This window comes from Bacillus sp. SIMBA_154 (assembly GCF_046536015.1).
In the GTDB taxonomy this organism is placed as follows: Bacteria; Bacillota; Bacilli; order Bacillales; family Bacillaceae; genus Bacillus; species Bacillus pumilus_P.
The window spans coordinates 39,981-64,248 of sequence record NZ_JAWJBV010000013.1; the positions used below are offsets into that span (position 1 = coordinate 39,981).

25 protein-coding genes and 1 riboswitch are annotated in these 24,268 nt (G+C 40.2%); of the genes, 2 read left to right on the forward strand and 23 right to left on the reverse strand.

The genetic code is table 11. The features are described 5' to 3' along the window. Positions 1–22 precede the first annotated feature (22 nt). On the reverse strand, positions 23–1,330 hold the full coding sequence (locus R0K30_RS15780; RefSeq protein ID WP_410611624.1) for a HAMP domain-containing sensor histidine kinase: 1,308 nt from the start codon (positions 1,328–1,330) through the stop codon (positions 23–25). Then, on the reverse strand, positions 1,317–2,012 hold the full coding sequence (locus R0K30_RS15785; protein ID WP_099727024.1) for a response regulator transcription factor: 696 nt from the start codon (positions 2,010–2,012) through the stop codon (positions 1,317–1,319). Before R0K30_RS15785 ends, R0K30_RS15780 begins: the two co-directional genes overlap by 14 nt. 247 nt (positions 2,013–2,259) lie before the next feature. Between R0K30_RS15785 and R0K30_RS15790 the strand changes: the two genes are divergently transcribed. After that, a complete protein-coding gene (locus R0K30_RS15790; RefSeq protein ID WP_410611627.1) occupies positions 2,260–3,459 on the forward strand; it encodes a DUF418 domain-containing protein in 1,200 nt (399 codons plus the stop codon). 175 nt (positions 3,460–3,634) lie between these two features. Here the strand turns inward: R0K30_RS15790 and R0K30_RS15795 are convergent, their stop codons facing one another. Further along, positions 3,635–4,474, reverse strand: coding sequence for a helix-turn-helix transcriptional regulator (locus R0K30_RS15795; RefSeq protein ID WP_410611629.1), 840 nt, complete (start codon positions 4,472–4,474; stop codon positions 3,635–3,637). Between the two features lie 82 nt (positions 4,475–4,556). On the opposite strand from R0K30_RS15795, the gene R0K30_RS15800 reads away from it, so the two are divergent. Continuing rightward, positions 4,557–5,207: an FMN-dependent NADH-azoreductase gene (locus R0K30_RS15800; protein ID WP_410611631.1), complete on the forward strand. Its 651-nt coding sequence runs from the start codon at positions 4,557–4,559 to the stop codon at positions 5,205–5,207. Positions 5,208–5,542: 335 nt separating this feature from the next. Here the strand turns inward: R0K30_RS15800 and R0K30_RS15805 are convergent, their stop codons facing one another. The 20 genes from R0K30_RS15805 to R0K30_RS15900 form a co-directional block, all read right to left on the reverse strand. Beyond that, the gene (locus tag R0K30_RS15805; protein ID WP_410611633.1) at positions 5,543–7,159 is read right to left on the reverse strand and encodes a type I restriction-modification system subunit M; all 1,617 of its coding nucleotides are present in this window, start codon (positions 7,157–7,159) and stop codon (positions 5,543–5,545) included. 18 nt (positions 7,160–7,177) lie between these two features. After that, the gene (locus R0K30_RS15810) at positions 7,178–8,404 is read right to left on the reverse strand and encodes a restriction endonuclease subunit S (RefSeq protein WP_410611635.1); all 1,227 of its coding nucleotides are present in this window, start codon (positions 8,402–8,404) and stop codon (positions 7,178–7,180) included. Between the two features lie 44 nt (positions 8,405–8,448). After that, entirely contained in the window at positions 8,449–11,505 is a 3,057-nt protein-coding gene (locus R0K30_RS15815) for a type I restriction endonuclease subunit R (protein ID WP_410611637.1), read from the reverse strand. A gap of 4 nt (positions 11,506–11,509) precedes the next feature. Further along, positions 11,510–12,088 (reverse strand): restriction endonuclease subunit S, encoded by a 579-nt coding sequence (locus tag R0K30_RS15820; protein ID WP_148959702.1) that lies wholly within the window; start codon positions 12,086–12,088, stop codon positions 11,510–11,512. 431 nt (positions 12,089–12,519) lie between these two features. Beyond that, positions 12,520–13,917 (reverse strand): Fe-S cluster assembly protein SufB, encoded by a 1,398-nt coding sequence (gene sufB / locus R0K30_RS15825; RefSeq protein ID WP_007500362.1) that lies wholly within the window; start codon positions 13,915–13,917, stop codon positions 12,520–12,522. Positions 13,918–13,934: 17 nt separating this feature from the next. Beyond that, positions 13,935–14,381 carry a Fe-S cluster assembly sulfur transfer protein SufU gene (gene sufU / locus R0K30_RS15830; RefSeq protein WP_249704889.1) on the reverse strand — a complete coding sequence of 149 codons (447 nt, stop codon included), beginning with the start codon at positions 14,379–14,381 and terminating at the stop codon, positions 13,935–13,937. Beyond that, complete coding sequence (locus tag R0K30_RS15835) at positions 14,371–15,591, reverse strand: cysteine desulfurase (RefSeq protein WP_003213010.1); 1,221 nt, start codon at positions 15,589–15,591, stop codon at positions 14,371–14,373. The genes sufU and R0K30_RS15835 overlap by 11 nt, the downstream gene beginning before the upstream one ends. Continuing rightward, on the reverse strand, positions 15,591–16,904 hold the full coding sequence (gene sufD / locus R0K30_RS15840) for a Fe-S cluster assembly protein SufD (protein ID WP_230030770.1): 1,314 nt from the start codon (positions 16,902–16,904) through the stop codon (positions 15,591–15,593). Before sufD ends, R0K30_RS15835 begins: the two co-directional genes overlap by 1 nt. Positions 16,905–16,922: 18 nt before the next feature. Continuing rightward, the gene (gene sufC / locus R0K30_RS15845; protein WP_099727012.1) at positions 16,923–17,708 is read right to left on the reverse strand and encodes a Fe-S cluster assembly ATPase SufC; all 786 of its coding nucleotides are present in this window, start codon (positions 17,706–17,708) and stop codon (positions 16,923–16,925) included. 210 nt (positions 17,709–17,918) lie between these two features. Next, complete coding sequence (locus R0K30_RS15850) at positions 17,919–18,056, reverse strand: YuzK family famiily protein (protein WP_167331417.1); 138 nt, start codon at positions 18,054–18,056, stop codon at positions 17,919–17,921. A gap of 215 nt (positions 18,057–18,271) precedes the next feature. Continuing rightward, a complete protein-coding gene (locus R0K30_RS15855) occupies positions 18,272–18,640 on the reverse strand; it encodes a carboxymuconolactone decarboxylase family protein (protein ID WP_410611643.1) in 369 nt (122 codons plus the stop codon). Between the two features lie 308 nt (positions 18,641–18,948). Continuing rightward, the gene (gene metQ, locus R0K30_RS15860; protein WP_410611645.1) at positions 18,949–19,770 is read right to left on the reverse strand and encodes a methionine ABC transporter substrate-binding lipoprotein MetQ; all 822 of its coding nucleotides are present in this window, start codon (positions 19,768–19,770) and stop codon (positions 18,949–18,951) included. A 14-nt stretch (positions 19,771–19,784) separates the two neighbouring features. Continuing rightward, positions 19,785–20,453 carry a methionine ABC transporter permease gene (locus tag R0K30_RS15865; RefSeq protein WP_099727008.1) on the reverse strand — a complete coding sequence of 223 codons (669 nt, stop codon included), beginning with the start codon at positions 20,451–20,453 and terminating at the stop codon, positions 19,785–19,787. Next, the gene (locus R0K30_RS15870) at positions 20,446–21,471 is read right to left on the reverse strand and encodes a methionine ABC transporter ATP-binding protein (RefSeq protein ID WP_099727007.1); all 1,026 of its coding nucleotides are present in this window, start codon (positions 21,469–21,471) and stop codon (positions 20,446–20,448) included. Before R0K30_RS15870 ends, R0K30_RS15865 begins: the two co-directional genes overlap by 8 nt. A 155-nt stretch (positions 21,472–21,626) precedes the next feature. Next, positions 21,627–21,735: riboswitch (SAM riboswitch) on the reverse strand. A gap of 102 nt (positions 21,736–21,837) precedes the next feature. Continuing rightward, a complete protein-coding gene (locus R0K30_RS15875) occupies positions 21,838–22,179 on the reverse strand; it encodes an SCP2 sterol-binding domain-containing protein (protein ID WP_099727006.1) in 342 nt (113 codons plus the stop codon). 120 nt (positions 22,180–22,299) lie between these two features. Then, positions 22,300–22,602, reverse strand: coding sequence for a thioredoxin family protein (locus R0K30_RS15880; protein ID WP_099727005.1), 303 nt, complete (start codon positions 22,600–22,602; stop codon positions 22,300–22,302). Between the two features lie 12 nt (positions 22,603–22,614). Further along, positions 22,615–22,959 carry a toprim domain-containing protein gene (locus tag R0K30_RS15885; protein WP_008347035.1) on the reverse strand — a complete coding sequence of 115 codons (345 nt, stop codon included), beginning with the start codon at positions 22,957–22,959 and terminating at the stop codon, positions 22,615–22,617. A gap of 130 nt (positions 22,960–23,089) precedes the next feature. After that, the gene (locus R0K30_RS15890; RefSeq protein WP_034316955.1) at positions 23,090–23,326 is read right to left on the reverse strand and encodes a YusG family protein; all 237 of its coding nucleotides are present in this window, start codon (positions 23,324–23,326) and stop codon (positions 23,090–23,092) included. Between the two features lie 44 nt (positions 23,327–23,370). Continuing rightward, entirely contained in the window at positions 23,371–23,754 is a 384-nt protein-coding gene (gene gcvH, locus R0K30_RS15895) for a glycine cleavage system protein GcvH (protein ID WP_008347039.1), read from the reverse strand. 66 nt (positions 23,755–23,820) lie between these two features. Continuing rightward, positions 23,821–24,177: an arsenate reductase family protein gene (locus tag R0K30_RS15900; RefSeq protein WP_034317446.1), complete on the reverse strand. Its 357-nt coding sequence runs from the start codon at positions 24,175–24,177 to the stop codon at positions 23,821–23,823. Between the last annotated feature and the right edge of the window lie 91 nt (positions 24,178–24,268).

The window sequence follows — 24,268 nt, forward strand, 5'->3', positions numbered from 1 at the left end:
TTCCATGTTATTCATTTGTCGTCTATATTTTGATGTGCCAAAATCGCAGCACGATATAGTAAACAGCGTTCTTTTCTATCTGTTCAAACTGCCCGTGCATGCGGGACATCATTCGTTTCATGCTTCGTTCACCAAGTCCAGTGCTTTCCTGTGTGCCATTTGTCTCTTTTATCGCATTGCTCACATGAATCTCAAAGACTTCTTGATCGGATAAAAACGTGAGATTGATGTCTTTTTTCGGATCGGCGTATTTCAGTATGTTGGACATCAGATTATCAAACACTCGGCCAAGTTCCTCGACATTCACGTTAATATAGCTGTCAGGCAGCTCTCCTAAAAGATGAACCTTGAATGTCTCTTGCTGCAAGATCGCCACCTGATCTGATAAGAGATCATAAATCACCTCTTTGACTGCAACGGTCTCAAGCTCAGGTTCATGTTCTTTATCAAGCAGAAAATAGGCAAACAGATTGTCAGACAGATTTTTCAATTGCAGTGCTTTTCCATAGGCATTGGCTATATAGTCATCTTTGCGGGTGTCCTGTCCATCCTCCTCTTTTTTCGCAAACTCCAGATTCATCATCAGCGACGTCAGCGGTGTACGCATGTCATGCGACATTTCGGTGACCAAACTGCGGCTCTCTTCCTGCAGCTCGTCGATGGCTTGAAGCTTGTCTAGAAAAGCTTTTCGCAGATCCTCAATGCTCTTTGCAATCATGGCTAATTCATCATGACCCTTTACAGTTATCTCGTAGTCCAACTCGCCGCCTTCAAGAATATGAATTTCTTGATGGATCGTTTGCAGGTAGCGTAGACTTTTGCGAATGCCAAGTAGAACAATGATGAGAAAAATGAGCGTCGCACCGAGCAGCTCTAGTGTAAAGGCAAGATCGTGATATCGAGATGAGTAGAAGCCGTCCACCATGACACGGCCTTCACCGTCGCTGAACTGAACCGGATACGAATGCTGCTGAGCGTACTGCGTCACTTTTTCTTTTCCATATGCCGATTCATCGGCAGCGGAGTAAATGGAATCATATTGCAGCACTTGATCCTTGAAGATGGTGAGATTAATGTAATTTTCTTTTTTCACCCACTCACCAAACGCTTTTCGGTCTGTTGAAGACAGATCATGCTCTGACACGTAGCCACTGAATTTTTGAATGTACCTGGCTGACTCCTCCTCGTAATACTCATCCGAACTCAAATATCCATCGATCAGATCATTGGTGATTTTTTGCAGTGTCAAAAAGACAATCCCACTCACGACCGCAGCTGTCAAAATCAGCAGTGCCAGCTTTTTGGCTAGCGTATATTTACGATGTGCCAAACCGATATCCTCTCCCCCATTCCGTTTTGATATACACGGGACGAGCCGGGTCGTCTTCAATTTTGGCACGCAGCTTTCGAATATGCACCATTACCGTATTGTTGGAACAATAAAAATAAGGCTGTCCCCACACACTCTCATAAATATTTTGGGCGGAAAATATTTTGTTTCGTCTGCTCATGAGCAGCTTCAAAATGCGATATTCTAGATCAGACAACTTAATCTGCTGACTTTCTTTCCATACTTCGTTAAATTCTTCGCTCACCCTCAGCTTGCCCCCAACGAGAAAGGTCTCTTCCTGTTCCTTCTTTTCCTGGTAGATTGTATATCTGCGTAATTGAGCAATCACTCTAGCATGAAGCTCCTCTTCTGAGAAGGGCTTTGTCATATAATCATCCCCGCCAGCAAGTAATCCTTCGGTTTTATCGAATGTACTTGATTTGGCTGTCAGAAATAGAATGGGGACGTTAGAGGAGGCTCTCATCTGCTGGCACGTTTCGATGCCTGAGATGCCTGGCATCATCACATCCAACATCACCAAATCGAGCGAATCGTTCACAAGCTTTAATGCTTGCTCGCCATTCATCGCTCTTAGCACCTCATATCCTGCGCGTGTAAGGGATTCCTGCAAAAGGTCTCCAATATCCTGATCATCCTCTACGACTAATATTCGATGGGTCATGTCTCTCTCACCTCATGATACGTGAATTTCTTATGTCTTTACTATATATCATCTAACAACGTGAAAAGAATACGGTATAAATCTTAACAGGATATGAAAGTGAAGGTCTGCCATCAATTTGTCACATTCATTTCCCAAAATTTGCTTCTTCATAAATTGTTAAGAATTGGTCTTTATATTAATTCATTGTAAGGATCAATGATTAGATCCGAATCACATCTATTATAACAGGAAAAGGAGCATGGATATGAATGCAAACAAAGTAGCACACGCGATGAATTTGAAGGATCGAGTTCATTTCTTAGACATCGTAAGAGGATTCGCCTTAATGGGAATTATTCTGGTCAATTACTTTTTGATCGTGGATTCTGCGAAGGGATTCGATATGGAGTCAAATGATGTCTTTCACAATGTGGTGAATTGGTTTGCCTCAGGGAAATTCATTACGTTGTTTTCCTTCCTATTCGGGGTTGGTTTTATGATTTTTATGGATCGAGCTGCTCAGAAGGTGGACAGCCCAAACAAGCTGTTTGCCCGCAGGTTAACCATTCTCTTAGGGTTTGGCCTTCTGCATTTAACTTTTGTTTGGATTGGTGATATTTTGGCCTATTATGCAGTCACTGGCTTTTTATTGCTTTTCTTTTACAAACGCACAGCCAAAACCATCCGAAACTGGCTGATCACACTCTTTGTGATTCAATTGCTCACACCCTTTTTCACGATGCTGCTTAATACCATCAGTACAGGATCATCAGGCAAGCCCGATTTTGCTGATTTCGAGCTGAACAGCCACAACAGTCTGAATTATTTAGCATCCATCGGAGACAGGTGGGCTGATATGGTGACGATGGCTTCCAGTTCATTTTTCACTGTCTATTCTATGTTCTTCATATTTTTACTTGGTGTGTATTTTTTGAAAATGGAGTTTTTCAAAAACATGGAGGCGAAAAAAGCAATTTGGAATCGCATTTGGATCATTTGTACAATCGCTTTTCTCATCACCCAAGGCAGTACGATCATGACGGCGGTCAATCCTTTTGAAAATACGCCATGGATGAACATTGTCTCTGCCCTTGAACAAAACGGGGGATTAACTGGCAGTATGTTCTATATGAGTACACTTGCGATGCTGTTTCTGCACGTGCCTCAGCTGCGAGGTGCTTTAATGGTCTTTACCAAAGTCGGACGGATGTCACTGACCTGTTATTTGCTTCACTCGATCATTGGAACCATGCTATTTCTGAAGTACGGAGCCGGGCTTGTCGATCATCTTCAGCCTGCGGGTACGTTCATGATTGGACTGGGTGTCTATGCCTTTCTAGTGCTCTTCAGTACGCTATGGTTAAAACGGTTTAAATATGGACCGATGGAGTTTATTTGGCGGCAGCTGACGTATGGGAAGGTACATGATAAACCGAAAACAAATACATTCCATGCGGCGAAATAATAGAAAAAAGGGCGAATTCCTGCAGTTCGCCTTTTTTGTATTATGTTAAGTTTTAGTCATTCAGATACTATCAGTTCAACACTTCAATACTGATCAATCATTTCTTGCAATTGAGTCAAATAACTCTTTTTTAATTCATCTGGGTATTCAATTTTCACATGTTTCCCAAATGAGATCAAAAGTGAGTCATATACGATAATTCCTCTTGGTTGTACCCACCCACAATATAAGGCGTGTCATCAACGATCTCCAGTCTCATATTAGGATAATGATTCTTCAGAAATTTTTCTTTTCCTTGTTGTGTTAATCGACATTTAAATGAAATATCATGAAAGTTTTTTTCGTATTCGAGTTGCAGTTCTTTTAACTCTTCTTTAGTCAATGTATCTGTCGTTTCTTCTTCAACCATCATTTCAGTCATACAATCACATCTATAAATGCCCCATTTTTTATGTTGAACATCATATGCGTTAGAAAACCAAATGCCATTTCGATAAAATAACTCAAAAAATTGTAGCCTGATTCGTTTATTTTCATGCTGAGTGTAAGTCATCTTCACGATTTGATCTTTCATCATCGCCTGTAAAATCAATTCCAAATGATTTTGTTCACTAACTGGTGCGACATTATAGTAATGAATCACATTCAAAGTCTCCGTAATCGTTTGCTTTCTCTCATCAGACATTGTGGCAAACAGCTTTTGCCGAATTTGTGAGTAGGATTTTCTAAATGGTGTTGCTGACACCAGGTCTAGCGCTTTAAGCGCGAAAAAAATAGCTTGAACTTCATCAGTATTGAAATAAATAGGAACCAATGGAGATTGATTCACTAGCCGATATCCTCCATGTCTGCCATTTTCAACGTAAAAAGCTAAGCCCATGGACTCCAGCTCTTCCATATCTCTCAGAGCTGTGCGTTTAGATATACCAAATTCCGTTTCTAAATCCTTTAACTGAAATGAGTATTTATCACTTAAAAAAATAAGCTCTTGGTTTAATCGTTCTGATTTTTTCATTTGTTTCCCCTCTTAAAAAGGTGACTTCTATTGTCACCTTTATCATTTATACTCAGCTTATCAAAAGAAAAGGAGCATGTATATGCAAACATTCATCATTAACGCGCACCCTGATTTCACTCATCGAGAAAGTTATTCAAACAAGCTGCAAACACTATTTCTAAAACAGTTTAAAGAAAAATTCCCTCATGAAGAACCAACAATTTTACATTTACATCAAACTGAAATTCCTCGTATCGAAAAAGACCAGCTGCTACGTATTTGGGATAAGCAAGCATCTGAACAAACATTAACAGCTGCCGAACAAAAAATCGTTGCTGCTTCATCCGCTTTATTGGCTCAATTCAAAGCACATCATCGAATCGTGATTGTATCACCTGTTCATAATTTTAATGTGACGTCACGTATGAAAGATTATATAGATAATATCTTGATTGCTAGAGAAACATTCAAATATACAGAAAATGGTTCAGTTGGGCTGATGACTGACGATTATCGTGTACTTTTGCTTCAAGCAAGCGGCTCAATTTTCACAAATAACGATCGATACACACCTCTGGAATTTTCACATTACTACCTAAAAGAAATATTCCAAAACTTGATGGGCTTTCAACAATTTCATATTGTCCGAGCACAAGGAACAGCGATTTTAGAAGAAGAAACGATCTTGACATCTGCAGCTGACGATTTGTCTAAAGCTTTTGATGCGTTTTACTCGCATGGCGGGATGTGAGCAAAACAAAAAGACCAAAAACGTTGATATCATGTTTTTGGTCTTTTATTATTAACCGATTGAACCTTCCATTATCAAACTTGATTAATATTGTTCGAAATGGCATGAACTAATATAACAATCAAACTGGTCTAACCTTTGATATATCCATTTTTAAAAATATTTAAATATGACTTGTAACGCTTTTGACATACGAATTTGCATATGCAGATGCCGCATAAAATAGTGCTAATTAAAACGCACTTTTATATATAAACTAAAGAAAACGGAAATAAAGAAATTTTTAAAAGCCAAAAAGAGCCACGAATTAAATCCTTTGCTCTTTTTTAAGACTATTATTTACCTAAAAGACGGATAAATTTACTCAGTTCTTCTTTGGCTTCATCTGTTGTCCCTTCCAGCTCATTCATTAACCCAAACAAATTATCATATGAACTCGCAATTTCCGCTTTAACTTCTGCCAACTCTTGAGCCACTTGTGAAAGTGGAATTACTTCTTCTTCTTCAAACGTATCGACATAACGTGGAATGTTTAAATTGTAATCATTTTCTTTTATTTCATCCAAAGATGCCACATGAGCATATTTTTCAACGTCTTTACGGTTACTGTATGTTTCAATAATTTTGTCGATGTTTTCAGGAGAGAGTTTGTTTTGGTTCTTTCCTTTTACAAACTCATTTGAAGCATCGATAAACAAAATATCTTTATTCTTACGAGCTTCACGACCTTTGAATACCAAGACACAGGTTGGGATGCTTGTGCCATAAAACAAGTTAGCGGGCAATCCAATAACAGTATCTAATAGATTATTATCTATGATATTTTTGCGGATTTTACCTTCAGAAGCACCTCGAAATAGTACCCCATGTGGCAATACGATAGCCATTGTTCCAGTTTTGTCTAAATGATAAAGTCCATGCAGTACAAAAGCATAATCTGCCTTAGATGCAGGTGCTACACCGTAACCCTTGAAACGTGTATCTTTTTCTCGATCAACGTCTTTTGTATCCCATTTATGAGAGTATGGGGGATTTGATACGACGGCGTCGAACTTCAAAGGAATTTGTGTTCCATCTTTTTCAGCAAATGGCCAGTCAGCATCCAGTGTGTCTGCACGTTTCAACTCCATATTGCGATAATTTACCCCATGCATCATCAAGTTCATGCGGGCTAAGTTATAAGTCGTCGTATTCAACTCTTGCCCGTAAAACTCAACGCTTCCTTCTTCATCACCATTTGGTAATTCTTTTTGGACTGTTAGAAGAAGTGAACCCGATCCCATTGTAGGGTCATAAACACGGAATTGACCGTCAGTTCCATCTGCATCATTCGTAACAATTTTCGCTAGGATTTGACTAACTTCATGAGGTGTATAAAATTCCCCTCCTTTTTTACCAGCATTTGCAGCAAATTGTCCAATCAAGTATTCATAAACGTCACCCAAAATGTCGTGCCCTGAATCGTCTTTGAAAGTGAACTCGTTAATTATCAACACGATATCATTCAAAGCCTTTGCACGTTCGTTTGTACTTGAACCTAGACGTGTGTCTCCAAGGTTAACATCTGAAAATACATTAGCAAAATCAGCTTCGGCAATCGCGTTACGTTTTGCATTTGTATTGAATGAGTCAAACATATCTTGGAAGTCACTAGCTTTGATTTTATGATTTTCAATTTTTGATACGATTTTGTCCCAAGTGTAGGCAGGATCAATCCCATATCCAATACCTTTACTAATTTCTTCAAGGTAATCTTCTTTTTCAGTCTCATCTGTCACTTCGTAGAACTCTTCCAAACCATTGATTTTTAAGTATTCATCTTGATTTTCCGATAAGTAGCGATAGAACATAAATGGTAAAATATAGTTCTTATACTCACTTGCATCCATTGTCCCACGCAGTTTGTTAGCCATTCCCCATAGTTTTGATGTAATATCTTTTGCACTACTCATTTGTGTAATCTCCTTTTCTTATATAAACATTTGTTGAAGCAGTGATTTCTTCAAATTTTTAAGCGAATTTAAATTACGTTGATGAAAGATGATAAGGTTGTCTATGTTCTTAAAGAAAGAACCAATTTTCTCTTGCTCTGCTCTGTCAACTGGAAACTTGATTATATACTTCAATACGTCAGATGGTGTAATACGCTTTTGACTGTTTGATGTACCAGATGAAATTGACTCTAAATCTCTTGTTGTCTTATCCGATAGCATTAGCTGTTCCAAAAATGCCAAGTCGATTTCAGTTGAAGTGAATGGCATGAACTCACTTGATGCAACAGCATTGCTAGGGGCATCCTCCACAAACCAAATTCGTTTCTGACGAACATTAAGCTTATTAATTAGCAACACATCTCCTGAAATTTTGAGACGCATACTCTGCATAGAGTCGCCAAAAACAGTTTCAGGGTTTCGTCCGTTGTCATATGAAGGCATACTATATTCAACAAATGAAGCACGGGGAGTTGCTTGTGGGTCAACACTTGTTCTTACAAAATCACCAACCTTTGACAAAGAATGCTGTTCCCAAGCATCCGCAAATCCTGCAAAGCGAATTTCAGGAACATTGGCTCCATCTTTCGGAAACATTTTTTGCAGTAGACTCTTTTTCATATCCTTCAGCAGTTCCAACTTACGCTGATGAAGGGTGATAGTTTCGTCAAGTTGTTTGAAAAATGAACCGATTTTTTGTTGTTCGTCTAATTCAACAGGAACCATTATTTTCTTGTTCACCAATTCTTCTTTTGTAATTCCTTTGATTGATGTACCTTGAACTGCGTGTAACTCGCTTTGTAATTTCTTATACAGCGAATAAACTCCAAACCATTCATTCACTTTCATTTTAGTGATCGAAAGAAAATCTTGGCTAGTAGCGTATTCAAACTGCATAAATGCTAGTTTTCCAACACCTACCCGTGTAACAATCGCGATAGAATTTGCTGGTACTAATTTTGCAGCAGAATTTTTTAAGCCTATTTTAGTAATTTTCTTTTTTGCCTGAATATCTGATACCTGATGTTCAGCCAAATCGGATGACTGTATCCACGGCAAGTTACCGCCCCAATATTCATCAACAGAAGTCTTTGGAGTCCCTCCACCATACGCCTCTTCAGCAAAGTCCGAAACACTTCGCTGTTCCCAACCATCAGTAAATCCTGCGAATCTAATTTGAGGTAATCTTATTATTTTATCGCTCATTACCGTTCTCCTTTTTTCCTAGTTTGCATAATGTGATCGCTTGACTATTCCCCCTTCTTAATTTCGTCGGCCATTTCGTAAAATGCTTTACGAAATTCAATTCGATACCGAACCCAACTTAAGGCTGCAATCTCTTCAACTGCAATTTCTTTATAATCAGCCCTTGCGTCATTCAAGATTGCGGTTAACTCCCCTTGTTTATCCATATCCTCTTGACCTAATCGGTGTTTCTTAATCAAGTTTTCAAGTTCCTTAGGTTTTGTGCTGTTATCAAGTCCCCAAGTCCGGATGAAGTTCGTTACAAGTTGGATATTCGTATCCTTTTGTGCTTGATCCATTGCTTGGTTCATTTTCTCAACACTTCGTGGTGCTGGATAATGATCAAATTCAAACTCTTTCGAGAAAATCTTAGATACAAAATGACTCACCTTAGATTTTTCTTTTTCATTGTCAGACTTGGCGATTTCAAGATGGATTTCATCACGTGTATTTTCCGCTTTCGACATTTCGTTTGCATGAACTTCGTCAGCCATCTGGGCGATCAACTCAATCAAATAATCGTAGTTGATGGTCACATCGTGAATATGAACCATCGAGAGATTGACTTGCGAAATATCAATGTCTTCTCGCTTTGCACGTCGTTCTTTCAACTCACCAACAATGACAGTTGTTAAAATAACTTCCTGCTCTTCAGTAATACCTAGACGTTCATAGAACTCTTCAGGATTATCATAGGCGGATATAGGATTTTTGTCATCGTCTTCGGTATATTGTTTCAACTGACTTAACAAACGATTATACTCTTTCAGATTCTCAAAGACTTCATCCTGTGCTTTTTCACTTGGTGGTAATTGTACAAAATCGTCTGTGAGTGTGGAAAGCTTCTTGATGACTTCTTGCATCTCAGCTTGGACCTTGCTAAATGGTTTAGAAGTGATACCAGACTCTTCGTTGCCTTTCTTCAATTCTTCAAGTGGAAGCTGTTCGTCGGCAGATGCACGATTTGAATAAACAGCAAAAGCCTTATTCATTTCATACTCGTTTTGCTCCGGCCAACGATAATTCACGACATTTCCCCATGGCTTTTCGACAGCGTTATGTATTCTATTTGTACGTGAGTATGCTTGAATCAAGTTCCCACCCTTAAGCGTTCGATCAATATAGAGCGTATTCATCTCAGGCGCATCAAAACCGGTCAAAAGTTGATCCACAACGATGACTAAATCTAAATAGTTACCATCATCAGCTGTCTTGTTCAAACGTCTTGCTAAGTCTTCTGTATAGGCTTTCACTGTCGTCATATCAAAAGCTGTGCCAAACGTTGCGTTATAGGCTTTGATAGCTCTGTGCAAGTTCTCGTTCGTTTTCAGTTGATGAATACTATTGGATGTATCTGCCGAGAAACTCACCGCAACTTTTAATCGTTGATCTGCTGGACGATTCGCATTCTCTTCAGCAAACTTATCGAAATATTCCATCGCTCTTGGTGTACTTGGTTTATTACCACCAACGTGAACTGTAAACAAGGCATTATATTGACGCTCATTTGAACGTTTCTTCCAGTTATCGAAGATGTCTTTCACTACTAACTTCACATGTTCTGGACTATAGTCGTAAACACTACCACGAACATTATCATCAATATCATCTTCGGTGGGATCTTCGGGAGCTTCGATTGTTTCCTTAAATTCAACGTTAAACCCTAACACATTTTTATCTGCAATTGCTTCTTTAATGGTATATGCATGTAATAGTTCACCAAAGATTTCTCGTGTTTCCGGGAATTTTGGTGTACCAGTATAACCAATCCAAGCAGAATTAGGAATTGCTTTTCGAATCGTTTCAAGCATCCCTTCATTTTCAGTACCACTGCCAGTTGATCGGTGGGCTTCATCCACGATAAAAAGAATATTTTCATTAAGTGGCTTGAAGCTGTCTCGCGCTACATAACGCGACATTTTTTGGATACTCGTTACAATGATGTTCTTATCGCTTTTCTTCGTTAGTTTGCGATGAAGATCTGAGATATTGGCTGTGTCACTAACGACACCAGTTTTCCCTTCAAAACCAGCAACAGGATCATAGGCTTTATAAGCATCAGCTGTTTGGTTGGTAAGTGCGATCCGGTCAACCAAGAAGATCACTTTATCTACATTTGATAGACGGCTTGCAAGCCACGCTGTCTTAAAACTTGTGATTGTTTTACCTGAGCCTGTCGTGTGCCAAATGTATCCTAATTTACCACCATCATATTTAAAGTCAAACTTTCTAACTTTATCAAGTACACGCTTTGTGGCATAGACTTGATAGGGACGCATGACTTTGATACTTTCTTTGTTTTTTGTACCATCTAGTACCATGTAACGTGTTGCCAAATCATGAGCCATTGGAATGGACAACACTTTATCCGCAAATGTCTTCCATGATCGAATAGGGCGAGCATCATCTTCGTTTTGCCAGTTGAAAGCAAAAGCTCGGTTAAAGTTTTCGAGTGGGGTATTTGCCATATAACGAATATCAAACGGTGTCATCGCGATTAAAATCTGCAAAGTTGAAAAGATACCGCTGAATTGTTTTTCAGCTATATACTGTTCCATCTGATTTAAAGATTCCGTAGCGCTATGAAGTGCTTTCTTTAATTCAATTTGAATAATCGGCAAACCATTAATGAGCAAAGTCACATCAAACCTACGAGTCGTTTTACCATCAACAACTTTTGGCCGTTTAATTTGATTCACTACTTGATAAACGGTATTCCCGCCACCGACTTGGGCTTGGTCGAATACTGTCAAGAACACATGCCTACCATTATCAAGATCAACTTCAATTTCAGAAACACCATTAACACCATACAAAAACTGTCCTGCCTGGTAAGGTGATTCAATACTCGTGATGATTTTCTTCACCTGATTAAATTCAGTAACAGACAAGGGTTCATCTAATCGAGCGCTATTGTTTTGTTCTAAGATTATTTTAAAGTTATCCCAAAGTTGTTCAGTTGTTTTAATGTTTTTTTTGTATTCCCATTGTTTTACTCCACCGATTTTGGTCAAATAATCGATCACTTCATTTTCAAATGCTAATTCCGATTGACTCTTCATTTCATTACTCCCCCTTTAATGTTTCTTCTATTACCGAGCTCGTAAACTGCCCTATCAAGTCTGCGTATTGGCTTAACTTATTTTGTAGCTTCATTGTTTCTACGTATATAGTGCCTATTTTCTTCTGTTCCTCGATCGGAACAACTGGAACGATCATTTCCCCAAGGGCACGAAGCGGAATTCTTAGAATAGGGCCACTACCCTGTGACCCCCTTTCTTTTTGCTGCCTCACATCTTTATGAGCATTAAACAAGTAAAGAAAATACCTCTTATCAAGTTGTTCGCTATCAAACTCTATTTTCGTAAAGTTGAGGGACAACACTTTACCAACATTATTTTCACCGACAATTGTGGCTAGCTGCAATGAGTTACTGATAACAACATCACCTTCATTTAACGATAGGTTACTCTGAAATAAAGGTTTAGCCTTCTCTTCAACAGCTACGGCCTCACGATGATAATCAGCTTCAAAAGACGCTTGGTCATAATACTTTATTTCTTGAGTTTCAAATTGCTTTTGTGTTCTTGTTGGATTAATACCGGGAACGAATGTTACGAATTCATTTAATTTTCTTTTCTCCAAATAAATCGCCCCTAATCACATATATGATTTTTTGAAATATCTTTATATTACAAATTAAAACACACAGAGGTTGTTTCGTCAACGACAATATGAAATATTTCTATATTACATATTATCGTTTTTGAAAAAATATCTAGAGAACCATACCATAAGCGATTTTAACATTTCTATAATTTTCTATTTTTTTATATGTTTGTGACTGGTGTGCTTAAGGAATCATCTCCAGACAGAGTAATATGTACAAATATAAAGGCACACATGATTTAACCTACACATGCGCAATACTGCTTCTTTAATGTGGTTGTGGGGCATAAATCGATTAAAACAACAGAGGACATTTATCTAGATATTACTGAAAAATAAAAGAAGACGAACTTCAAAAGTTCGCCTTCTACACTATTCAAACCCTTGTAAATAAAGGTTTTTAAATTTTAACCAATTGAACCTTCCATTTCAAACTTAATCAGACGGTTCATTTCAACGGCGTATTCCATTGGCAGTTCTTTTGTGAATGGCTCGATGAAGCCCATGACGATCATTTCTGTTGCTTCTTCTTCAGAAATTCCGCGGCTCATCAAGTAGAATAGCTGCTCTTCTGATACTTTTGATACCTTCGCTTCGTGCTCTAATGAAATGTTGTCGTTTAAGATTTCATTGTAAGGGATCGTATCAGATGTTGATTTGTTATCCATGATGAGTGTGTCACACTCGATGTTTGAGCGTGCGCCCTCTGCTTTGCGTCCGAAGTGAACGATTCCGCGGTATGTGACTTTACCGCCTTGTTTCGAAATCGATTTCGATACGATCGTTGAAGATGTGTTTGGTGCAAGGTGAATCATTTTCGCACCTGCATCTTGGTGCTGACCTTTACCTGCTAGGGCAATACTTAATGTCATACCACGAGCGCCTTCACCTTTTAGGATGACTGCTGGATATTTCATTGTCAGCTTAGAACCGATGTTTCCATCAATCCATTCCATTGTCGCATTTTCTTCACATACCGTACGTTTTGTCACAAGGTTGAAGACGTTGTTTGCCCAGTTTTGAATCGTTGTATAACGGCAGTAGCCGCCTTTTTTCACGATGATTTCAACAACCGCACTATGAAGTGAATTTGTTGTGTAAACTGGTGCTGTACAGCCTTCTACGTAATGAACATGCGCGCCTTCGTCCACGATGATGAGTGTACGCTCGAACTGACCCATGTTTTCAGAGTTGATACGGAAGTATGCTTGAAGTGGTGTATCTACTTTTACGCCCTTTGGTACGTAGATAAATGAACCACCAGACCATACAGCCGAGTTGAGCGCAGCAAATTTATTGTCCGTCGGCGGAATGACTTTTGCCCAGTGCTCACGGAAGATGTCTTCGTTCTCTTTTAATGCGCTGTCTGTATCTTTAAACACAATCCCTAGGTCTTCAAGGTCTTGCTTCATATTGTGGTACACAACTTCAGATTCATACTGAGCAGATACACCTGCTAAATACTTTTGCTCTGCTTCTGGGATTCCAAGCTTATCAAAGGTTTGTTTGATTTCTTCTGGTACTTCATCCCAAGAACGCTCAGAACGCTCTGATGGCTTTACGTAGTACGTAATTTCATCAAAGTTTAATGCATTTAAATCTCCGCCCCATTGTGGCATCGGCATGTTGTAAAAGTGCTCAAGAGATTTCAAACGGAAGTCGAGCATCCACTGAGGCTCTTCTTTCATACGAGAAATTTCTTCAACGATTTCTTTTGTCAGTCCGCGCTCTGAACGGAAAATGGAAACGTCTTTATCAGAAAAGCCGTATTTATATTCACCAACATCTGGCATTTTTTTAGCCATCCATTTTCACTCCAATCTTATGATTTGCCGTTTTCTTCGGCAGATGCGCCTTTTTCAAGCGCCTTCCAGGATAGTGTTGCACATTTGATGCGCGCTGGGAATTTTGCCACTCCCTGCAGCGCCTCAATGTCACCAAGATCAATGGAATCGTCGTATTCTTTTCCTTGCATCATATCGGAGAAAATCTGAGACATTTTCAAAGCTGTTTCAATATCTTTCCCTTTAATCGCCTGCGTCATCATAGAGGCAGATGCCATAGAAATAGAGCATCCTTCTCCTTCAAATTTCGCATCAGTGACTTTTTGGTCTTCGATTTTCATCGTTAGACGAATGCGGTCACCACACGTTGGGTTGTTCATATCGACGACAATGCTGTCGTTTAACACACCTTTGTTTCTCGGATTTTTATAATGATCCATAATCACTTGTCTGTACAGTGTGTCTAAGTTTACATTAAAAGACATTCGTAAAATACTCCTTTGTCTTACGGAGCGCTGCGATGAGCTCGTCAATCTCTTCTTCTGTATTGTACAGATAGAAGCTTGCTCTTGCAGTCGCTGATACACCAAGCCATTTCATAAGCGGCTGTGCACAGTGATGTCCAGCACGAATGGCGACACCTTCCGTATCCAGAACAGTTGACGCATCATGCGGATGGACGTCGTCTAAGTTAAACGTCACAAGTCCAGCCCGGTGCTGCGGTCCATAAACAGTCGCACCTTCAAGCTCCTTAAAGCGCTCAAGCGCATAAGTGGCAAGCTGATGCTCATAGCGGCTGACTTCCTCCATCCCGATGTCATTTAAGAAATCAATCGCTTTTCCTAGTCCAACTGCTCCTGCAATAATCGGTGTTCCCGCTTCAAATTTCCACGGCAGCTCTTTCCAAGTGGAATCATACAGATCCACAAAGTCGATCATTTCACCGCCAAACTCAGCAGGCTCCATATTATTCAAAAGGTCCTTCTTCCCGTAAAGCACACCGATACCAGTCGGTCCACACATTTTATGCCCAGAGAATGCGAAAAAGTCACAATCTAGATCCTGAACATCAATTTGCATGTGCGGGGTGCTTTGCGCACCATCGACGACAATGATTGCACCATGATCGTGCGCAATTTTGGCGATTTCTTTAATCGGGTTGATGGTTCCTAATACGTTTGAGACGTGTGTGACAGCGACGATTTTCGTTTGATGTGTGATCGTTTGCTTCACATCTTCAAGCGATAGCGTGCCGTCTTCCTGTAACGGAATATATTTCAATGTGGCGCCAGTTGCTTTTGCTGCTTGCTGCCAAGGGATGATATTCGCATGGTGCTCCATGTGCGTAATGACAATCTCATCGCCTTCTTTGAGGTTTGCTCTAGCATAGCTGATCGCCACTGTGTTTAACGCCGTTGTTGTACCTCTAGTAAAAATAATTTCTTGGACAGATGAAGCACGGATGAATGCACGAACTTTCTCTCTCGCACCCTCGTATGCGTCCGTTGCTTTTGTGCCAAGGGTATGAACACCCCGGTGGACGTTCGAGTTGTAAGACCGGTAATACTCATTCATTGCATCAATGACCACTCTTGGTTTTTGAGAAGTTGCTGCACTGTCCAAATACACCAAATCATGTCCGTTCACTTGCTGATGAAGGATTGGAAATTGCTCACGAACGTCTTTGATATTCATTATTTTACTTTCCTTTCAATCACAGAAACGAGCTGCTTTTTAACTCCTTCAATCGGCAGTTCTTTGACAACTGGATTTAAGAAGCCATAAATGACAAGTCTTTCTGCATCTTCTTTGGAAATCCCGCGGCTCATGAGGTAATACAATTGAATTGGATCTACACGCCCAACAGAAGCAGCGTGCCCTGCTGTTACATCATCTTCATCAATTAATAGAATTGGGTTTGCGTCACCGCGTGCTTTCTCACTCAGCATGAGGACACGTGATTCCTGCTCTGCATTTGCCTTCGTTGCGCCATGCTCAATTTTACCGATTCCGTTAAAGATAGAGGATGCTTGATCCTTCATGACACCATGCTTCAAGATATACCCTTCAGAGTTTTTACCGAAGTGGATGATGCTTGTTGTAAAGTTTTCCGTTTGATTGCCCCTGCCGACAACAACTGATTTCGTATCACCGAATGTACCGTCGCCCATGAGCTTTGTGATGTTTTCAGACACTACGTCTCCATCATTCATCAGGCCAAGCGCCCATTCGATTTTACTGTCACGGCCATTTGCCATACCGCGTCTGTTCACATACACTGTGACACCTTCTGCAAGGTTATCTACTGCTCCGTATGTGACGCGAGCGTTTGCTCCTGTGAATACTTCAGAAACGATGTTGAAGATCGCTTCTTCCGGCTTTGCAATACTAATGTAGTTTTCTACATATGTGACAGCACTATGATCGTCCGCTACGACGATGACATGATTGAACAAAGTCGTTTCGTCATTTTCATGAAGGTAGACTGCTTGAATTGGTGCTTCAAGCTCCACATTTTTCGGTACATAGAGGAAAGCTCCGCCATTGACTAAAGCAGCATGTAAAGCTGTTAGTTTATGCTCATCTACTTTCACTCCATCAGTCATGAAGTATTTCTGCACTAGATCTCCATGTTCGCGGATCGCTGTATGAATATCAGTGAAGATCACACCTTTGTCTTTTGCTTCAGCTGAAAGAGACAAGTATGCTGGCGTTTGATCACGCTGAATGTAGACCGTCTTGTCTGTGTCATCTAGATCAATCAGCGATTTCACTTCTTCTGGAAGCTCTTCTAGTGATCCAAATGGCGCACTTTCGACTGTATGCTGTTTGAAATTGGTTAAATTCCATTTTGAAATGTTCGTTTTGTCAGGCTTTGGCATTGGGAGATCTTCTGCTTTTTCAAGAGCCTGTAAGCGAAGGGAACTCATCCATGCCGGTTCCTGATGCTTCTCGGAGAAGCTTTTGACATAATCTTGATCTACTGATAATTTCGTTTCTAATGTCATCAATAATCCTCCTAACGCTTACGCTTCTTGACCAACAGTTTCGTCTTCAATTCCTAACTCTTTTTTAATCCAGTCATAGCCTTCTGCTTCTAAACGCTGCGCTAGCTCTGGTCCGCCAGATTTCACGATACGTCCTTGCATCATCACATGGACATGATCTGGTGTGATGTAGTTCAGCAGACGCTGATAGTGAGTAATCATTAAGCAGCCGAAACTTTCGCCGCGCATTTTATTAATTCCTTTAGAAACCACTTTCAGGGCATCGATATCAAGTCCAGAATCGATTTCGTCAAGGATGGCGATCTTTGGTTCAATCATCATCAATTGAAGAATTTCGTTACGTTTTTTCTCCCCGCCTGAGAAACCTTCGTTAAGGTAGCGCTGCGCCATGTCTGGGTCCATTTCAAGGAACTCCATGTTTTCGTCCATTTTGCGGATGAATTTCATAAGTGAGATTTCTTCGCCTTCTTCTCTGCGTGCGTTAATGGCAGAACGAAGGAAGTCCGCATTTGTGACACCACTGATTTCAGATGGGTATTGCATGGCAAGGAAAAGACCCGCTTGTGCGCGCTCATCTACTTCCATTTCAAGTACATCTTCGCCATCAAACAAAATGCTGCCTTTTGTTACTTCATATTTCGGGTGACCCATAATTGCAGCAGATAACGTAGATTTACCTGTACCGTTTGGTCCCATTACTGCGTGGAATTCTCCACCTTTTATCTCGAGGTTTACACCCTTTAAGATTTCTTTCCCTTCAATCTCAACGTGCAAGTCCTTAATTGTTAATGTCGAAGCAGTCATATATCGATACCTCCAAAATAATCATTATTCTCAATTTATTCTCATTCTAATTTTATAACAAATTAAAACTGAATACAACACATTCACGATATGCGTGAGAGGATGCTCTCAAAATTCTAACAAAAAATGCAGGTGGATAAAAGGATTTATGTCAAAAAGACTGTTTCCATAAAGAAAGGACGGGAAACTGTTCTCCCCGCCCCTTAGCTATCAATAGCCTCGTATATTCATTTTTGCAAGCTGCCTTTTCTCATCTCGATAGGACTGCTCTCGTTTATATTCCACTTTCATCCGTAAGTCATGGTCTCTTTCATACTCTGCATAGCTCATGCCATGAGATTTATGCATGGCCTTTTCCATCTCGGCGGTATAATCCAATCCCAGTGTACTCTGGTCCGAACAAATAATAAACCATTCCCTTCTTTTAGTGTAGCTTTATTATATCAAAGGCATGCTGCTTCACTCAAAAGGGGTATAACGCGTTATGCTGGCATATTTTCTCACACACTCGGATGAGAAGCACTCAACTCTCCGAGATGGAAAGATACCATGTTTTTCTTCTATTAATGAGTACGTCCTCCAAATTCATCAATACATTGCTGTACGACAGTGATTCCTTGGCTAAGGGCTGCCCCGCCTCCGAACGCTGACGCCACACTGACGACCTCTAGCAAATTCTCTTCTGTCGCCCCTTGATCGAGCGCTCCCTTTGTATGATAAATCATGCAGTATTCATCCTGTGCATGAATACTGATGCCAAGGGCAATCATTTGTTTTTCTTTTTGCGTTAATGAATCGCTCTGGAAGCACTGCTCTGTAAATTCATTGAATTTCTTCCCAAACACCGGCATTTTCTTCTGAAATTCACCCATTGCGGTTTTATAATCAGTTAGTGATTGCTGCATGGATCCGCTCATATGCTGTTCGTTCATCTTGTTTCCATCCCTTCAGGTCATTTGTACGTTTTTATTATGAGCGAGATTTGAAAAAATACACAAAAAACCTCGCTTTGATGTAAGCGAGGTTTCAGATTGTTGACAAAGGGCTAAAATGATCTTTATTTTAGCCCTTTGTCTTCTTTTCAGCGTGATAGAAAACCTTTGCAGTCTAGGAAGGACGAGTACTGGAGCGGAGCGAATTTGACATTCGTGAGCACCGGCACGCAGGACTGACACCGAATGCGAGGGTTTGTCTACATGCTGAAAACCTCGCTTTGATGAAAGCGAGGTTTTGTAGCGTATTATTCAGATACAGGCAGAACTGCACCGTCATATTTTTTGTCGATAAATTCTTTGATTTTATCAGAGTGAAGAACTTCCATTAACGTCTTGATCTTATCTGATTTTTCTTCACCTTTGCGAACAGCCACGATGTTTGCATATGGGTTGTTCTTCGTTTGCTCAAGTTCGATTGAATCATTTTTCGGATTCAATTTATTTTGAATCGCATAGTTGACGTTAATAAACACGGCATCGCCTTCACTGTTTTCATAAGCTTTCGCTGTTAGTTCAGGAGCGATTTTTTTGAACTTTAGGTTCTTCGGGTTTTCTTTAATGTTCTTCACTGTTGCGTTGATTGTATCTACTTTTGGATCAAGCTTGATGACACCAGCATTTTGCAGAAGAGCAAGCATACGGCCTTGTTCAGCTACGTTGTTTGTCATGATGATCGTTCCGCCGTTTGGAATATCTTTCACTGATTTGTATTTCTTAGAGTAGATACCGAAAGGCTCTAGGTGAACCGCACCAGCACTTACCAGGTTATAATCTTTGTTAGATTTATTTTCTTCGTTCAAGTAAGGAATATGTTGGAAAAAGTTCGCATCCACTTCTTTTTCAGCTAAAGCTTTGTTGTACATTTTATAATCGCTAAGCACTTTCACTTTTAAATCGTAGCCTTTTTCTTTTAGAAGTGGTTTTGCTTCTTCAAGAATCTCGGCATGTGGTGTTTTTGAAGCCGCAACCGTGATGGTTTTGCTTTCGCTTACGTTATTAGATGAACCGCATGCAGCTAAAATGCCTGCAAATGCTAGAAATAGTGCACTTAAAATCAATTTCTTCATGAATAAATCCTCCCTTAACGTTTATCAATTTTATTTGTAATCAAATCACCGATTATTTGAATAATAAAGACGATGATGAGAATAAACACAGTGGCTACTAGTGTGACATCTGTATTACCAGATTGGTATCCTTCCACATAGGCAAGGTCACCAAGTCCACCTGCTCCAATTGCACCTGCGATCGCAGTAGAGCCAATAAGAGCAATGGCTGTCACGGTAATGCCTGAAATAAGGGCTGGCAGTGATTCTGGCAGCAATACTTTGAAAATAATCGTAGACGTTTTAGCTCCCATGGATCGTGCTGCTTCAATGACTCCTTTGTCTACTTCTCGCAGTGCAATTTCGACAAGACGTGCATAGAAAGGAGCTGACCCAATGACAAGCGCAGGCAGCGCTGCATTTGGACCTAAAATAGTGCCCATTATTAATTTTGTAAACCCTAATAAAAGAATGATTAAAATGATAAAAGGAATCGATCTGAAAATGTTGACGACTGCCCCAATAACGGTGTTAATCGGTTTATTTTCCCAAAGACCGCCTTTACTAGTCAGAAAGAGCAATAGTCCAAGGATGATACCAATAATAAAAGCAAATGCTAGTGAAATGAGTGTCATGTACACCGTTTCACCCGTTGCATTCCAAATGACATCTAGATCAACGTTCGGAAACCATTTCTCAAACATGTGTCATCACCTCAATTTCAACCTGTTTGCTTTGGATATAGGCGATGGCTTTTTCAACCTCGGTCTCTTCTCCATTAATATGGATAAAGAGTGTTCCAAACGCGCCTTCCTGCGTTTGAGAAATCTTTCCTTGAAGGATGTTCACATCGACCTCAAAAGATCGAACGATTTCAGTGATCAGCGGCTGCTCGGCAGAATCGCCGATAAAGGACAACCGTACCACCTGACCCTCTTTTACTCGCTCTAAGACGTGTTCGATTGTTTCTTTCGCTTCCTCTGGTTCAGCAAGCTGTTTCACAAATCGCTTCGTCATTTCTTCCTTCGGTTGTCTGAAGACACGTAATACTTCGCCTTCTTCGACAATGCGTCCATTCTCCATCACTGCCACACGATGACAGATTTTGCGAATGACGTGCATTTCGTGTGTGATGAGCACAATTGTCAGCCCTAATCGTTTATTGATATCGGCCAAAAGATCAAGGATGGAATCTGTTGTTTGCGGATCAAGTGCAGATGTAGCTTCGTCACATAGAAGAACCTTTGGATCATTGGCTAATGCTCTCGCAATTCCCACACGCTGCTTTTGTCCACCGCTTAGCTGAGAAGGATAAGCATTTTCTTTCCCTTCTAAACCGACCAATTTAATTAGTTCATTTGCACGGGCTCTCCGTTTTGACGTCGGAACACCTGCAATTTCGAGCGGGAACATAATATTTTGTCTTACCGTTCTTGACCAAAGTAGGTTAAAGTGCTGAAAGATCATGCTGATTTCCTGTCTTGCTTTACGAAGTTTCGCATTCGATACTTCATTGATCCGATTGCCTGCCACTTCAACAATTCCTTCTGTTGGCAGCTCCAGACCGTTTAATAGGCGAATAAGAGAGCTTTTGCCCGCGCCGCTATACCCGATAATTCCGAATATTTCACCTTTATCAATATCCAAGTTGACGTCTTTCACTGCGTCAACATTTCCGCTTTTTGAGTAGTACGTTTTTGATACATTCTGTAAATGGATCACAGTCTGCTCACCTGCTTTCTTGCTGAATCTATAGATTGCCATCACATACGTTCATTTATTCTTCGTGCTGTCATGACTCTAGCCTGCTGCTAAGTCAGTAAAAAAGACCTAACTGCAACGCAAGCAGAAAGGCCTTTTATTTCAAATACGCCTTTCTCTCATCTTTCAAAGCGTTGCGGCTTTGAGTGAATTGGCACCAATTTCAGCTATGCTGACGGTTGCCGGGTTTCATAGGGCACGTCCCTCCACCTCTCTTAATAAGAGAAAATATGTTGTTTTATGTGATGTTCATGTTTTTACTAACGTAGAATATCATGCTACCCGAGATATGTCAACGCTGTAAATCGCTAATTTCCAAGTAAACGACTACGTTATCATTTTCCGAAAAAAACCGTTCGTCAGCCAAAGCACAGCCTCTAGTCTGAGAAGCGCGCGGAATGAGCCTTTGACTTTGACTTGTCCCCTGCTGATAAGCTGCTGCAAGGACATGTCTCCATCTAATAATTGTAGAATTTCTTTCCTCTCACCATAGAAGATGAGATCCGATAACTCAATTGCAGGCAGTTTCTTCACTTCACCACGTTCATCCACAATCAATGTACAAGAGTCAGTTTCCGCCTCAAATGTAATCTTCAAGGATGATGAGGAGAGCAGCGGCTTTAACAATAATCGCTGCCCAGCGTTTCCGTGGGTTTTCACTTTTTCCACATGTATAACCTCCCTGTCATTTGGTTATACATAACATTTCTCTACAAACATCGGCTTGTCCTTTATAAATAGCTCGACAAATTTTCAAATGAATTGCTTGAAATATGACAAAAAACCGCTTTATTTAGCGGTTTCAATCATTTCATGAAGATATGGAACTGAGTGAAAGGCGTAGCCTTTTTGCACAATCTCACCTTTTTTAAACAGTAGAAAGCAAGGTACACTTTCGATTTCAAATGCTTTCGCAAAGCCTGGTGAGTAGTTTAAATTGTTCTCGTAAAATGGAACATCCGGCTGCATGGCATCTACGACTGTCAGCATTTTCTTTGCCAGCTGGCATGTTCCGCAAAACGGTGTATATAAGTACAAAAGAAATAAATCGTCCTCTATCTCCTTCAATTCATGCTCTTCAATCTCTTTCATATACGTCCACCCTCATAAATATTTCGAATGAACATCAATGTTTGCAGCTAATAGGATAGATGCAATGTGGGCTGACGGTGAAGCGGCCACTTCTCGGTACGTTCTGTCGACAAACAGATGAAGTGCTTCAGGGAATTCTTTTCGAAATTGCTTCCGCAGTTTGTCGCCAGCATCGTCACTGTCTGCTAATATGTAAACGTCTTTTCCGAATAAATCGTCCACGAGCTGATCCAGCTTCGATGTACTGATCGTACCATTGGTGCAAATGATGGTAACAGGTTCACTAATGACTTCTTTTAGCTTTTGTTTGTCTGATTTACCTTCTACAATGATGACCTTTTCTATCTCGACGTTCATCACGATCACCCGGCCCTTTTGACGTTGATTCACTTCTTCCTTAGATTACAATCTTTTATCCAGGTTGTAAAGATTAGGCACTTGATCATCAAAAAGACTGCAGCTATGCTCACTGCAGCCTTATCTGTAATTAGCACCAGCCATTTTCATCGTCACAGTCTACATATTGTTCTGTCCCGTGGGTCAATGTATCTGACAGACGATAAAAACGATTTTGATCATAGGAATAACCCGATTTTAACTCATATTGATTTTCACTAATCATCGTGCCAATCTCTTCATTTTGATGATAAAGCACCATGCCGCTTTCTTTGAATCGCCCAGTGACATGCTCTGTTATATCCACCTGTTCTTTTTGAAAAGACAAATTGGACACCCCCCATAAAGGTAGAGTGTCCAATTTCACATGAATTAGTCTTCTTTTGTCATTTCTTCGTATTGCTCAGCTGTCATTAAGTTCTCGATTTCAGACGCATCAGCTGGCTCTACAACAATCATCCATGCTTTTTCGTATGGAGAGTCGTTGACGAACTCTGGGCTGTCATCCAGCTCATCGTTTACTTCAACGATTGTGCCGTTGATCGGTGCGTAAAGTTCAGAAACAGTTTTGACTGATTCTACACTTCCGAAAGGCTCGTCCGCTGTGATTTTGTCTCCTACTTCAGGAAGCTCAACGAACACGATATCGCCTAGCTCAGATTGAGCAAAATGCGTAATACCGATACGCACCTTATCTCCTTCTACTTTGACCCATTCATGTTCTTCTGAATAACGTAAATCTTTTGGTGTGCTCATTCAATACCCCTCCAGTCTTTTCTTTCCGTCTATATTGAAGATACCACAATCTGAATGAAAGTTACATCATTTCCAGACGCTTTTAAATGTATCTTCATTAAATCCAACTGTCACTCGTTTGCCGTCTGTTGTAATTGGACGCTTAATCAGCATTCCGTTAGACGCAAGTAATTCGAGCTGCTCGTCCTCTGACATTGCAGGAAGTTGATCTTTCAGCTGCAGCTCTCTGTATTTCTGTCCGCTTGTATTAAAGAATTTCTTCAGCTCTAAACCGCTCTTTTCGTAAAGTGCTTTTAGGGTTTCTTTATCAGGCGTCTCTTCGACGATATGTATGCTGTTGATGTCTTTATTGTGTTCTTCCAGCCACTTTTTTGCTTTTCGGCATGTACCGCAAGATGGGTATTCGTAAAAATCTAAAGCCACCATTTTCACCTCCTGCAAATTGTGACAACATTTTATCACAAAATATTTTAAAAACCTAAATGTATGCTTACAAAAAGGTGCGGAGTACACT

Coding starts and splice junctions, on each gene's coding strand:
- R0K30_RS15810 (WP_410611635.1), bottom strand. CDS start 8,404: ATGAGCGATAAAATAATAAGATTACCTCAAATTAGATTCGCAGGATTT.
- R0K30_RS15805 (WP_410611633.1), bottom strand. CDS start 7,159: ATGAGTAGTGCAAAAGATATTACATCAAAACTATGGGGAATGGCTAAC.
- R0K30_RS15815 (WP_410611637.1), bottom strand. CDS start 11,505: ATGAAGAGTCAATCGGAATTAGCATTTGAAAATGAAGTGATCGATTAT.
- R0K30_RS15885 (WP_008347035.1), bottom strand. CDS start 22,959: ATGAACGTCGAGATAGAAAAGGTCATCATTGTAGAAGGTAAATCAGAC.
- gcvH (WP_008347039.1), bottom strand. CDS start 23,754: ATGAGCACACCAAAAGATTTACGTTATTCAGAAGAACATGAATGGGTC.
- R0K30_RS15835 (WP_003213010.1), bottom strand. CDS start 15,591: ATGAATATCAAAGACGTTCGTGAGCAATTTCCAATCCTTCATCAGCAA.
- R0K30_RS15865 (WP_099727008.1), bottom strand. CDS start 20,453: ATGTTTGAGAAATGGTTTCCGAACGTTGATCTAGATGTCATTTGGAAT.
- metQ (WP_410611645.1), bottom strand. CDS start 19,770: ATGAAGAAATTGATTTTAAGTGCACTATTTCTAGCATTTGCAGGCATT.
- R0K30_RS15850 (WP_167331417.1), bottom strand. CDS start 18,056: ATGCATAAATCTCATGGCATGAGCTATGCAGAGTATGAAAGAGACCAT.
- R0K30_RS15795 (WP_410611629.1), bottom strand. CDS start 4,474: ATGAAAAAATCAGAACGATTAAACCAAGAGCTTATTTTTTTAAGTGAT.
- R0K30_RS15785 (WP_099727024.1), bottom strand. CDS start 2,012: ATGACCCATCGAATATTAGTCGTAGAGGATGATCAGGATATTGGAGAC.
- R0K30_RS15800 (WP_410611631.1), top strand. CDS start 4,557: ATGCAAACATTCATCATTAACGCGCACCCTGATTTCACTCATCGAGAA.
- sufU (WP_249704889.1), bottom strand. CDS start 14,381: ATGTCTTTTAATGTAAACTTAGACACACTGTACAGACAAGTGATTATG.
- sufC (WP_099727012.1), bottom strand. CDS start 17,708: ATGACTGCTTCGACATTAACAATTAAGGACTTGCACGTTGAGATTGAA.
- R0K30_RS15855 (WP_410611643.1), bottom strand. CDS start 18,640: ATGAACGAACAGCATATGAGCGGATCCATGCAGCAATCACTAACTGAT.
- sufD (WP_230030770.1), bottom strand. CDS start 16,904: ATGACATTAGAAACGAAATTATCAGTAGATCAAGATTATGTCAAAAGC.
- sufB (WP_007500362.1), bottom strand. CDS start 13,917: ATGGCTAAAAAAATGCCAGATGTTGGTGAATATAAATACGGCTTTTCT.
- R0K30_RS15880 (WP_099727005.1), bottom strand. CDS start 22,602: ATGAAAGAGATTGAAGAGCATGAATTGAAGGAGATAGAGGACGATTTA.
- R0K30_RS15790 (WP_410611627.1), top strand. CDS start 2,260: ATGAATGCAAACAAAGTAGCACACGCGATGAATTTGAAGGATCGAGTT.